This is a genomic window from Halomonas organivorans, from assembly GCF_014192055.1.
GTDB lineage: Bacteria > Pseudomonadota > Gammaproteobacteria > Pseudomonadales > Halomonadaceae > Halomonas > Halomonas organivorans.
On sequence record NZ_JACHXM010000018.1, the window covers coordinates 20558 to 32491 of the forward strand.

Consider the following 11934-nt stretch of genomic DNA (forward strand, 5'->3'; position numbering starts at 1 on the left):
ATCAGACCCTCGATTCAGGAAGGCCGGCATACTCCCACCGGCGGTGCAGGTCGGCGCTTTGGGACGCGCTGTCGGCGGTGGTGCGGGCATAGCCGCGCACTCGCTCCAGCTCCTGGCGCATCGCCCGTATCTCCTCGAGCAGCTCGCTATAACTGGCCCCGCCGCCGGTGCCACCGCCCAGCGGCATCGGCACCGGTACCGGCATGCGCATCGGCAGGTCACCGTTGAGCAGCGCGCGCACGGCCGGCGCCTCCTCGGCGGTGGCCACCAGCTCGTCCTTGTGCAGAATCGCGCGGTACTCGTCGAACGGCACACGATTGAGGCCGTCGCGGTGGGCGCCGTGGGCCTTGTCGTCCTCGATCCATCCGCGGATGTCGCTCAGCGATGCGCCCTCGCGCATGCGGTCGAGATACCACTCGAGGCCCAGCTGATCGGCGTTGCGATTGAGCACATCGTTATAGATGTCGTTGATGGCCTGGCCGGCGGGTGACAGCCCGCTGGCGTCGACGTACTCGCCGTCGGGTAGCACGTCGCCCCGGCCGTTGTCGCTCGGCGAGGCGATGATGCCCTCGAGCTGATCGGCGATGTGGGCCGGCAGCGAGCCGAGCAGCGCACTGAACGTGTGGATGCCGTCGAGCATGCCGATCTGCGTGGTCAGCTGCTCGACCAACGTCTCGCGGGCCTGGTCCTGCAGCGCCAGCTGATCGGAGGCGATGGACTCGATCGAGCCCAGCTCGTGCACGCTCTCGCCGTACTCGTCCTCCAGGCCGGCGATGTCGCCGGTGACCTGGCCGAACGCCCGCGCATACTCGAGCGAGGTCGAGGCGTTGTCACGGGCGAGATCCAGGTAGTCACGAGACGCGCCGGACAGCGCGCTCACGGCATCCGGATCGCCACCGGCCTGGTCGACCAGGTCGGACCACTGCCCCCGCGCCGTCGCCAGCCGCGCCGGCGTCGACAGCGTCGAGGCCTCGCCCAGGGCGAGTTCCCGCAACAGCGATTGCAGCGAGGCGATGGCCTTGCGCTCATCGGCCAGCTGCGCCTCACGCTGTTTGGCGACATCGTCGGCGGTGGTCATCACCTGCTGATAGGTCGACAGCGCGCCCTGGATGGTGTCGATCGACGACTCGGGGAGGATGATGCCGGCGAAGGCGTCTTGCAGGGCACTACCCTGTGCCTCCATCGCCTCGACGTAGCGGTCGAGTTCCGGGACCAGCTGCAGGATCGCCGCATACTGCTCGCGGCCGGACTCGGTCGCCTGCTCGAGGCCCTCCACCAGGTTGCGAACGCCCCGCTCGGTGGTCGGCAGCTCGAGGCCCAGCTCGCCGAATCGCGCCGCAAGATCCTCGCCCAGCCGCGCGATCTTCTCGTCCTCGGAGTAGAAGGCGTCGTAGTAGCCCTGCTGCAACGACGCCAGGTTCTGCGTCCCGCCCACCAGCTCGGCCAGGCCGGCGGATGCTTCATAGGCCGACACCTGAGTCATGTCGAGCTGCAGATTCAGCGACTCGACCGCGCCTTCCATTACCGCATACGCGCCATTGGCGAGCGCCGCTTGCTGAACGATCTCCTGGGTGTTGCCCTCGAGACCTCTGACATACTCGCCGAGCGCACCGCTGATCTCCTCGAACACCTGGCCATAGCGCTCGGTCATTATCCCGGCGATGTCCCCCGGGGTGCTGGTCTCGCCGTAGTAGCCCTGGGCAATCTCCTGCATCCGCGCCAGCTCGTCGGAGGACTGCGCCAGCCCGGCCACCATGGTGTCCATCTGAGCGATCGCGTCGACAACGCTCTGAGCCTCGTCGACGTCCCAGAGATCCTTGATCTCGTGGCTGTTGGATGCGTCGAACCCCACCGCGCCGAGGCCGCCGGTCGCGACGATGCCGTTATCCCAGCGGTGGCCCTGCTCCGATGGGCGACGCTGCAGCGCGATGTCCAGGTCGTTGTTCGGCGAGCCAAACAGCGTGTCGCCCACGCCGCCGAGAAACCCACCAATGGCGGCGCCGAGATACGTCCCGACGACCGGGAAAATCGAGCCGACATAGGCGCCGATGGCGGTGCCGGCGGTGGCCCCGACGTTGGAGTTGGCCTGCTTGTCGGAGACCATGCCGCCGACCTGGGAGCCTGCCCAGCTGCCCGCCATGCCGGCGCCAGCGGTATAGAGGCCTGACATAGCACCGCTCGCCAGCGAGCCGCCCGACGCACTGGCAGCGCCAGAGGCGTTCCCGGCCCATCCGCCATAGGTGTTCGTCCCTACTGACGACGCCCAGCCACCGCCGCCATAACCGACCGCAGCCGTACCGGCCGCACCAGCAGAAGCGCCACCGAAGAACTGGTCATAGGCCCATTTGCCGCCCTTCGCGAGGGTGCCCATGTCCATGCCACCCGACTGGCTGCCGCCCAGGATCCCGCCGCCAGCCTGCCCCTCGCCGGTGATCATCGCCTGGATCGGGATGATCAACTGACGGGTGGTGAGGTTGTGGGCGATTTGGGCCATGCTGTCGAGCAGGATGTCCTCGAGCGAGTCCATCGCATCCTGGGAGCCATCCAGCAGGCCACGCCACTGATCCACGAACGCATCGTCCAGGCGCTCCACGCCCCGCTCCATGACGGTCAGCGACGCATCAAAGGCGCTCTCGACGCCCTCAGCCGCTCGTTCGCCTTCGAGTCCATACGCCTCGGCAGCCGTGCCGGCGTTGCGGTAGCTGTCGTCAAGCCGGCGCATGGACTCCGCCAGCCACTCGTTGCTTTTGTTCTCCTGTAAGGCGTACTGGACCAGGGACGCCTTGTCCTCTGCGTACTGGCGTTGTGAGGCCTGGAGCGGATAAAGCTCGTCGACAAGAGACTGGGCACCGGTGGCCTGCTGCTCGAGCTGCTTGGTCAGCTCCGCGGCCGCCTGCGTCTGGCTGACGATCGTCTCGGTGTTGTGGTCGTTGGACTCGCTGTTCTCGTCCGTGGCGTTGGTGCCATCGACGACGGCACTGGACCAACGGCCCCATAGCTCGATGCGACTCTCGTTGCGCTGCTGCTCGAGCCCGCGCAGCTTCTCCTGAGCTTCGGCCAGGGCATTGATGCCGGCCACCTGCTCCGAGAGGTTGCCCACACCGGTGATGCTGTAACCGTCATCCTCGGCGCGCAGCTTCGCGACCTCTTCACGAGCGGCCGCCGCCTTGAGGGTAGCCTCTTCCAGGGAGGCATTCAGGGAAGCGAGCGATTGGCCCAGGTCCTCCCCGGACATCTCGCCCAACTCCTCGCGGAAACTCTCCAGCTCGTCCTCGGTGAGCCCGATACGGTGCTGGGTCAGTCCCAGCTCGTCGCGGAACATATAGAGCAGACCACCTGCCCCGACCAGCAGGCCGAGCGGCCCGCCCACCAGCGCCAGCGCCCCCGAGGCGGCGCGGCTTGCCCCCGCCAGCGCCCGCGAGGCGACACTGGCTCTCTGCATGGCAGCCGTATGCGTGTTCATCGCGGCAGTGCTGACCGCCTCCGCCTGGGCGACTCGCTGGTTCGCTGCGGCCAGCTGAGTAAGCGCTTTGCTGCGGTTGGCCGTGCTGCCAGTCGCGGCGGCCGTGGCCCGCGCATTGGCCAGGGCGCGCTGCGCGGCGGCCTGCTCAGACTGGGCGACGCGCAGGATCTCGGCGGTGCGCGCGGTGGCGGCTTGGGCGGCGCGGGAATCGGCCAGCGTGGCGGCATCGGTGGCCTTGATGTCGGCGACCAGTGCAGCCGTCTTCTTACCGATGGCCAGAGCCAGCTTGCCGCCATACATCGCCGCTAGGCCGCCGCCGACCACCATTAGACTTTCGACGATCTCGTCGGCGCCGCCCATGGCGTCGACGAAGTCGATGACGTTGGCCGTGGCGTCAGCCAGCCCCGGCCCCAGATCGGCGATCAGGGTGTTGGCCAGCCCCTGCGCCACGCCCTGCAGCTGGTCCATGGACTCCGCCGCTTCCACGGCGCGCTGAACCTCGATGTCGTCCATGGCCACGCCCAGGGCATCGGCCATCTCCGCCGCATCCCGCAGCCCTTCGGCGCCATTCGCCAGCAGCGGCTGCAGGCGGACCATCTCGTCGCCGAGCGACTCGAAGTAGAAGGTGCGCTGGCTGGGGTCTTCGAGCTCACCGATGGCCTCGGCGATGCGCAGGATCTGCTGGTCAGGGCTGAGCGACTGCAGCTCACGGACATTGAGATTCAGGTTCTCGAACAGGTCCGCCGCCTCGCCGCCGCCGGTGGACGCGAAGTCGCCGATCTTGTCGCTGACGTCCTTGAAGATGTCGCCGATCTTGTCGGCCTCGAGCCCCACCGACTTCCCGGCGAACTGCCACTGCTGCAGGGTGCGCGTGCTGACCTGGAGCGACTGGGCCAGGGAATTGGTGTCGGCGATCATCCGTGCCTGGCCGGCCAGATTGCTAGCGGCAAAGGCCCCAGCCAGCGCCGCGCCCACGCTCACGGCGGCGCCACGCAGCACGTCCAGCTCGCGGCTGCCCTCACCGGCGGCATCGGTCACGCCATCCAGCTGACGCCCCGCGCGGCCGGCGTCATCGCCGAACTGCCGGGCCTGACGGCCGCCGCGCTCGAAGCGCTGATTGAGTTGGTTCAGTTCCTTCTCGGTAGCCTGGATGGCCTTGAGGCCACCGCTGGCATCGCCGGTAATGATCAGGCCGGTACGGTACTGGCGGGCCATGGGCTACCTCATCATTCGTGCACAAAAAAGCCCGCCGGGTGGCGGGCTGTTGCTGTTGCTGTTGCTGTTGCTGTTGCTGTTGCTGTTGCTGTTGCTGTTGATGAGCGGATCAGTAGTAGAAGTTGATGCCCAAACTCCCTGGACTCATTTCTACGTAGCGCTTTATCTGTTTCCAGTTACGGTTTCTGAAAGTGAACTCATTCAATCCATCGACCATGTTCGAGGAAATATCATCTTCGCTTTCTACTTCCTGGCCATTGACGGCCATCAGTGCATACCCCGCCACCACCTGCCCATAAAATGGCGATCCTTTTCTCACCGAATCAACCATCAAGGTCGGCGCGGAGTACTCAGCGGTATCTTCCAACTCCTCGCCTTGATCAACGTATTTCGCCTTTGCGAGCTCCTCTTCGTCGTCGTTCGTATCAGCAGATTCGGCAGACCCCAAGCTAGTGGCTGCCAATTGATCGCACGAGTTCTTGTAGATGCTGTTGACCATGCTGAACAGGACAGCGAACAGCACCCCGGCACCTGCTTGACCAATTGCCGCCGCCCATACTGGGATGTTGGGCCCAGTGGTCCAACTGATATTACCTAGGACATCGCGCTCAGGGACGCGCATCGTGCCCAACTGATTGATAAGGAATACGGCGGCAATACAAGCCAGAATGGCTATCAGCCATACAAATGTCACCCAGCCGTCCCATCTGCATCTATCTGGTGTACTCATACCAAAAACTCCGTTTCGGGCGAAAGCTATGATGGTTACTGCAAGACGCTATAGCCGCGCCCTTCCAGGCACTTGTGCACGGCGCGCCGTTGGGCGACAACCGCGCTACCACCACCCTCGGCGGCACCGGCCACCGCACCGACACCCGCAGAGCACCCAACGGGGCCCCGCGATAGCGGTATAGTCCAGCAGACGAGCGCTCAATGCACAAAGCCCGCCGAGGCGGGCTTTGTGGGCTAAGTGTCGCAGCGCCCTGGCGGCAGGCGCGACAAAGAGCGCATACCCTCTCGCACGCTTTGGTAGACAGCAACGCAGTCGCCCACCTCCAGAGAGTCGAAGGCGTTGATTATCTGAGGTCGACCACCAGAAGGTTTCACGACGTAGCTGTAGGCATCAAACGAGTGCTCTCCGGGTTCTGCCAATCCGGCAGCAGCACCCACGATGACGCCACCGGCCAGCGTTCCCCATCCCAGCCTCGACCAGCCGCTCTCTGAAGTATCTCCTTCAAAGGGCTGTACATGCTTCACTGTACCCACCAGCAGAGCCTCATCTGCCGCTGCCGGATACTGTTGCCTTTCCAGGCCTCCGCAGCCGACCAGCAAGGTACAGGCACTAACGGCGATCAAGCGCATGATCGATGCCCTCGAAAACTGCGGAAGCGAACTCATCTTCCTCGGTGCCCGTTACCTGAATCTTATAGCGCTTCTCTGACACCACGCTGACCCGGCTATCAGGTTCAAGATCCATGACGCGAACGAGCCCCACTTCACCCCAGCTGAACGCACTCATAGGCTTGGTGAAAGTGATCGTGTAGACGCTTCCAGTTTCATCGGTTGACGTTACGTCGACGTTCAGTCCCTGCACGCTTTCCAGTGCCAGGCGCTTCACTTGAGGGTATGGGGCTTCATAGTCCCGCGAAACACCTGCACTGAGAGGTGCTTCTTTCACTGAGCTGGATGTAGCACACCCCGTCAACATCAAGGCTGCAATGCCCACCATGGCAAGCTTCATCTGTTATCTCCCTGCGAAGAGATGTTGTGTTGAGCCATACAAGGTAATCGATCAGCAAGCCCTGATGAAGGGTCACGCATTCAGACCCTCGAGCGCGCCGGCCTCCAGCTGCTGGATCTGCTCGAGCATTTCGCCCTGGGCGTCGTAGTCCAGGCGGGCGTAGCGCGGGTGGCCATAGAGGGCCTGATAATCCAGGCCCCGGTAGACGACACCGCCCATGCCGGCGATGACCTGCCACTGGGTGCGCAGCGCCGTGAACAGCTCGAGGGCGGGCCAGTGTTCGGCCCACACTTCGCAGAGCGTTTCCTCGGGCGGGTCGTCCGGGGGCGCAATACCGAATGCCTCAGCGTCGGCTGCTCGAGTATCTTCCACCAGACCGGCGCCCGCCCACCACCGGCCGGCGGCCCTCAGTTTTTTGCCGCGGCCTCGACGCGGCCCTGCTGAGCGGCGAACCAGCTCATCACCAGCGGCCGGCGCACGTAGGCCAGCTCCATCAGCTGGGCAACGAGGTCCTGGCTGAAGGGCACGGCGTTGCCCTTGTCGTCGGTGATGCCCTCGAGGCCGAGCAGGTCCTGGGCGACGAGGGCGTCGTCGTCCAGCTCGCCGGCACGCTGCTGCTCCATGATCGTCTGGGTCTTGCTGACCGGGTGCAGCGTCCAGCGGGCGTGGATGGTGGAAGGCTCGTCATCACCTGGCACCTGAATGGTGACAGGTACGGCGATGTCGGGAATCTGCTTGAGTACGAAGGTCATGGTGTCCTCGATGGAAGCAATGCCCAAGCGCCGCCCGGCGACGGCGCGGGCGGGTTACTTGAAGGTGAGGGTGAAGTCGTTGTCATCGGAGCCCGTGGGAAGAAACCGCAGGCCAATGTCGTAGTGCATGATGCCCTGGCTGTTGGTCGGCGAGATGCTACTGAGCTGCACCTGGCTGCCTTTGAGCTCGATGATGCCGCCAGCAGCATCCTTATGTGTCAGTGTCACCGGCACCAGGGACACGCCGTTGTGGCTCTCCACCGCTGAGAAATAATCCTTGGAAGCCAGGTCCGGCGCCTCGATGTTGGTGGATCCAGTGGCCTGGCGACCGGTGATTTCTACCGACTCGCAGTTGATGTCGTTGAGATATTGCACGGTGTTGCCGAGGGCGAGGGACAGCGAAGACATACAGGCTTGGTGGCTATCAATGTTTGCCGTGGTGTTCTGCTTGTTGATCGGCAATTCCTTGGCCTGCACCGCCTGAGTCGCCATCGAGGCATCCGCCGCCACTTCGGGCTTCCTGTAGAGAGCGGTGAGATCGAACTGGATATACGGTAGCCCCTGGCTATCGGCGGTGAGCGACCAGTCTCCACGACCACCGCTGACGTGCTGCATCTGGCCGTCTTCCATCCACCACATCTCGAGGCTTTCCTCATCCTCGCTGCCAGGTTGATAGACCACACTGGGGGCGGGATCGGCGGTGACGTCCACGCTCATGCCGCAGGCGCGCAACAGTGGATCATAGGCCGGCGCCTCGCCGGCAGTACCGGAGCCGGCATATGGCACACGAATCTGCCGTTCCACGTAGGGTCCCGTATTGACCTGTTCGAAGGCGCCAAAGCCCTCACGCTGCCGCTCGCGTTCCGCGGTATTACCAGCGTAGGGATTACCACCATCGAGCATCACCACCTCAAGGATGGTGGCGCCGGTCATGTCGGGACTAGCAACGCCATAGGCAGATTCAACCTTGACCACCACATAGCGCTTCTGCCACTTCTTTTTTTTAGCCATCGCTCGGCTCCTTCACATCGCTGCTTGGCTTCTTCAACGCCGGCTTGGCGGCGGGCTTGGGTTCGGCCTTGGCAGTTGCCTTGGGCCGGGCCTCGGGCCGGGCCTCGGGCGCGGGCTTGGTGCGTTCGACCAGCACGCGCTTGCCGTCACGGATCTCGTAACGGCCACCGTGGTTGGGCATGGGGACCTCCGTCGGGTCAGGTGGAGAGGAGGCGCTGGAAGCGGTAGAGCTCGCGCCAGAAGACCAGGCGGCCAGAAACGGCCACCCGTTGGCCGCCGGCATACTCCAGCGGGGAAACGGCATCGTCGGTTTCAAGGCCCAGCAGCGCGTCGGCCACGGCCTGGCGCTGGGCATCGAGATCGCCCTGCTCGGCGACCAGAGTCACCGCGATGTGCTCGTGAACGGTCTGGCGAACCTCGAAGGTGCCAATGGCGTTGGGCTCGGCATCAGCCTGCACCGGATGCACAAACGCTGCGGGCAGTGCCGGGGCAGCGGTGGCCAGGCTGGTGGCCTGCAGCTCGAAGTGGGCGCGGTACTGGCGCGGGTCGAACTCGTAGTCGGTGGCGGCGTCGGTGATCTCCCAGCTCTCCAGGCCAGCGTGCGCCGCCACCCTGGCGATCAGGTCGTCACTCATGGTGCGCAGCGGGTCGAACGTCGGGCTGCGCAGGCTGAGCACGTAGGTGTCAACGCGGCTCAGGCGGTAGCCATCGACCTCGATGTCGCCCTGGCCGGCCAGGCTGTAGACGCCGGTAGTGTCCGGGGCGTCGTTGGGGAGATGCACCGGCCACAGGTTGCCGCCCACCACCGGGTCGACGAGCGTCACCAACCCGGGCACGGTGTCGGTCCGGCTGGGATCGGCATCGCTGGAGCGCCAGGCGGTGACGCCGGCACTGTCGAGCGCGGCGAGAATGGTGTCGATCATGTGCGCAGGCCCTTGCGATCGAGGTAGCGGGTCAGGCCGTCATAAAAGCGGCCGGCGAAGCCGGACTGGGTTTGCTCCAGGGCCGGCGAGAGAAACGGATTGGCGTCCATGTTCTCGGTGCCGCGCTCATGCCAGAGGCCCTTCCGCCCCTGCCATCGGCCGTTGATGCGGCGGTTGGTGCCGACCAGCAGGGCAACGGTGTCGGGCTCGATGCCGAGCCGTGCCTTGGCCGTCTTGCTGATCGAGCGATGCCCCACGGCCCTGGCCAGGTCACCGGTATCGTGTGGCGCAAGGCGCTTGGCCAGACGCTTGGTGGGGCCAATGGCACGCACCAGGCCAGAGCGAACGGCGCCCTGCTGCAGCTTGCGCTCCAGGTCGGCCATGTCGCGGCGGGCGGCATCGAACCCTTCGCCCTCGACCTGCCACTCAAACCCACTCATGGACCATGATCTCCAGTTCTCGGCGGCGACCGTCGAGGTCGAGCGGCCGTCCTTCGATGCGATAGGTCAATCCGTTGTGTTGGAGGCGTAGCGTCTTGCCGGTGGCGGCGGCCACATCGGCCCGCCAGCGCATGCGGATCTTGCCACTTGTCTCGCTCTGGGCCTCCTGGGCGGCGAGCAGCAGCCGGCCGCTGAGCGGCTCGACGCTGGCCCAGACGGTGGCGCCCGCCACCCAATCGGGCGGCGTGGCGCCGGAGTCGGATCGCGGGCCCTTCTGGTACCACTCCAGGGTGACGCGGTGGCGGAGTTTGCCGGCGCGCATGTCACTCCACCCGGCCGAACTTCTTCAGGCGCTCGTAGGTGCCGCGGGTCATGGGCACCGTCTCGCCGGCCTCGTGGGGTCGCCCGCCGCTGGCCCAGCGCACCTTGAGCTTGGCTTCGACCATGCCCGCCGAAGTGGCGCGCTGCGGTGCGACGCCCTCCTCCGCCGAGTCCTCGCGGGGAGGTGCAGCATCCGGTGAAGGCTCGGCATCGCTGGCCGGCGCGCCTTCGCCCTCCGCCGCTGCCGGGGCTGGCTCGTCCTCGGGGGAGCCTGCTCCGGGCACGTCCTGGCGTTCCTCGGCGGGCTCACTGGTGGCCGTCTCGGCGCCAGCTTCCGGCGGAACGGCGATGTCTTCCGGTGACGCGGTAGCGGTTTCGGCCGACGCAGCAGTGCGCCGCCCAGCACGTGGCTTTGCGGGTGACTTGGCCATGGCGGCCTCCTCAGTCGAAGTGGAAGTGGCGGTAAGGGCTGATCAGCGCCTGCACCGCCATGGGCAGTTCGGTGGCGATGGTGCCCAGCGCCACGGCCTCCCGATTCTCGTACCAGTGGCCGATCAGCAGCAGCATCGCGGTGGTCAGGTCATCGTCGAGCACCAGGGCATGCTCGTCGGTGGCATTGCCCTCGGCGTCGGTCGGAATCTCGCCCTCGGTGGCGTAGAGGTTCCGGCCGGTCTGGTGCTCCACCATCCGCCGGGCGGCGGTGGCGTAGGTGTCGAGCAGGGTGTCCTCCTCGACCTCGTCCGGCTCGAGCCGGACGTGCTGCTTGATGATGTCCAGCTCGAGCATCGTGGCTCCAGGAAGTCAGGGGCCGCCGGTGGCGGCCCGGTGGATCAGGTGGCCGGCGCCTGCAGCGCCTTGATGGCGGCGCGGTCCTGCAGCGCGCAGTCGAAGCGGTGGAAGGCGAGGAAGCCGGTCTGGTCGTACTCGGCGTAGCGCTCCACCAGGCGCTTCAGCACCATGTAACGAACACGGCGAATCACGAACTGCTTGAAGTCGCCGGCGTACATGAACTTGGCACTGGCGCCCAGACTGGCGATGCCCTGGTCGACGAAGTACTCCTTGCCGAGGATGCTGGCCGGCGCCGCGCCGGCGACGGCCGGCAGCCACAGCGGGCGACCGTTGGCGTCTTCCATCTCGGTGAGCAGCTGCAGGGTGTTGTCGTTGAAGCCCAAGCGGAAGCCGGGCGAACGGCGATATGCCGGATCCACGGAATGGATCAGGCCGTTCACCTCCTGCCAGGTGAATTCAGCCAGCGACGCGGCATTTTTGACGTTGGTCACGGAGGCCTGCAGGCCCTTGGGCTGCACAGGCGTGCCAGCGCCGGAGCCCTGCACCAGATACTTGGCCTCGCCGCGCCCGAGACGCTGGCCGATGCGACTGGAGAGAAAGCCCTGGATATTGATGCCGCTGTCGTTGAGCAGCTCGTTCGACACACGGATGACCTTGGAGCTGAGCTTCTTGGCGCCCAGGGTCTCCATGCCGAAGTCGACGTCGCCCTCGGAGGCCGCCGAGTTCTCGCCGAGCAGCTCGCCTTCCTCCGCGGTGCCGTCACTGGTCGGCCACTCGATGGGGTTGCCCCGATCGGTGGTGATGACCTGGGACACGCTGGCCAGGCCGCCGTAGGCCTTCATGGCCTCGTGGACCTGGTTGAGTAGCTCGGTGGGCACGGTGTAGCCGCCTTTCTCGTCGGAGGACGTGCCCTGGGCGCGCATCTCGCGCAGCAGCTCGCGCTGCTCGGCGCTCATCTCGGCGGCGCCGTGGCGGAGGAAGGCGTCGAAGGCCTGGGAGCGCTGTTCGTCCTTAGAAGGGGCACCACGCTCCTCATCGCCGGCACCCGAACGCTGCTCCTCGTCGTTCTCCTCGACGAAGCGCTGGTCGGCGTCTCGGAGCTCCTCCTCCCGCTCGATCTTGTCGTTCAGGCCGTCGAGCTCGCCCTTCATGCGCTTCCACTCGGTGCGCTGCTCGTCGGTCCACTCGGCATCGCCGATCTTGTCATGCAGCGCCCGCATCTCCTTGGCGATGGTGTTATAGCGCTGCTTCAGCTCGTGCAGTTTCATGGCTGGCCCTC

At 65.7% G+C, this 11934-nt stretch carries 14 protein-coding genes; all 14 read right to left on the reverse strand.

Features of this window, described 5'->3' with window-relative positions:
• Position 1: 1 nt before the first annotated feature.
• The gene (locus FHR96_RS15160; RefSeq protein ID WP_183388543.1) at positions 2 to 4678 is read right to left on the reverse strand and encodes a coiled-coil domain-containing protein; all 4677 of its coding nucleotides are present in this window, start codon (positions 4676 to 4678) and stop codon (positions 2 to 4) included.
• Between the two features lie 109 nt (positions 4679 to 4787).
• Positions 4788 to 5408, reverse strand: coding sequence for a hypothetical protein (locus tag FHR96_RS15165; protein WP_183388544.1), 621 nt, complete (start codon positions 5406 to 5408; stop codon positions 4788 to 4790).
• A gap of 236 nt (positions 5409 to 5644) precedes the next feature.
• Complete coding sequence (locus FHR96_RS15170) at positions 5645 to 6040, reverse strand: hypothetical protein (protein WP_183388545.1); 396 nt, start codon at positions 6038 to 6040, stop codon at positions 5645 to 5647.
• The gene (locus FHR96_RS15175; RefSeq protein ID WP_183388546.1) at positions 6021 to 6419 is read right to left on the reverse strand and encodes a hypothetical protein; all 399 of its coding nucleotides are present in this window, start codon (positions 6417 to 6419) and stop codon (positions 6021 to 6023) included. Before FHR96_RS15175 ends, FHR96_RS15170 begins: the two co-directional genes overlap by 20 nt.
• A 72-nt stretch (positions 6420 to 6491) precedes the next feature.
• Positions 6492 to 6791, reverse strand: a complete 300-nt coding sequence (locus tag FHR96_RS22615) for a DUF1799 domain-containing protein (RefSeq protein WP_221195844.1) — start codon at positions 6789 to 6791, stop codon at positions 6492 to 6494.
• Between the two features lie 35 nt (positions 6792 to 6826).
• A complete protein-coding gene (locus tag FHR96_RS15185) occupies positions 6827 to 7171 on the reverse strand; it encodes a hypothetical protein (RefSeq protein ID WP_183388547.1) in 345 nt (114 codons plus the stop codon).
• A gap of 54 nt (positions 7172 to 7225) precedes the next feature.
• Positions 7226 to 8182: a phage tail tube protein gene (locus FHR96_RS15190; RefSeq protein ID WP_183388549.1), complete on the reverse strand. Its 957-nt coding sequence runs from the start codon at positions 8180 to 8182 to the stop codon at positions 7226 to 7228.
• Entirely contained in the window at positions 8175 to 8363 is a 189-nt protein-coding gene (locus FHR96_RS15195) for a hypothetical protein (RefSeq protein ID WP_183388551.1), read from the reverse strand. The genes FHR96_RS15190 and FHR96_RS15195 overlap by 8 nt, the downstream gene beginning before the upstream one ends.
• 16 nt (positions 8364 to 8379) lie before the next feature.
• Complete coding sequence (locus FHR96_RS15200; protein WP_183388552.1) at positions 8380 to 9105, reverse strand: phage tail terminator protein; 726 nt, start codon at positions 9103 to 9105, stop codon at positions 8380 to 8382.
• A complete protein-coding gene (locus FHR96_RS15205; protein WP_183388554.1) occupies positions 9102 to 9545 on the reverse strand; it encodes an HK97-gp10 family putative phage morphogenesis protein in 444 nt (147 codons plus the stop codon). The genes FHR96_RS15200 and FHR96_RS15205 overlap by 4 nt, the downstream gene beginning before the upstream one ends.
• Entirely contained in the window at positions 9532 to 9867 is a 336-nt protein-coding gene (locus FHR96_RS15210; RefSeq protein ID WP_183388555.1) for a phage head closure protein, read from the reverse strand. The genes FHR96_RS15205 and FHR96_RS15210 overlap by 14 nt, the downstream gene beginning before the upstream one ends.
• 1 nt (position 9868) lies before the next feature.
• Positions 9869 to 10297, reverse strand: coding sequence for a hypothetical protein (locus tag FHR96_RS15215; protein ID WP_183388556.1), 429 nt, complete (start codon positions 10295 to 10297; stop codon positions 9869 to 9871).
• Positions 10298 to 10307: 10 nt separating this feature from the next.
• Positions 10308 to 10652: a head-tail connector protein gene (locus FHR96_RS15220; protein ID WP_183388557.1), complete on the reverse strand. Its 345-nt coding sequence runs from the start codon at positions 10650 to 10652 to the stop codon at positions 10308 to 10310.
• A gap of 44 nt (positions 10653 to 10696) precedes the next feature.
• Positions 10697 to 11923: a phage major capsid protein gene (locus tag FHR96_RS15225; protein WP_183388559.1), complete on the reverse strand. Its 1227-nt coding sequence runs from the start codon at positions 11921 to 11923 to the stop codon at positions 10697 to 10699.
• Positions 11924 to 11934: the final 11 nt, after the last annotated feature.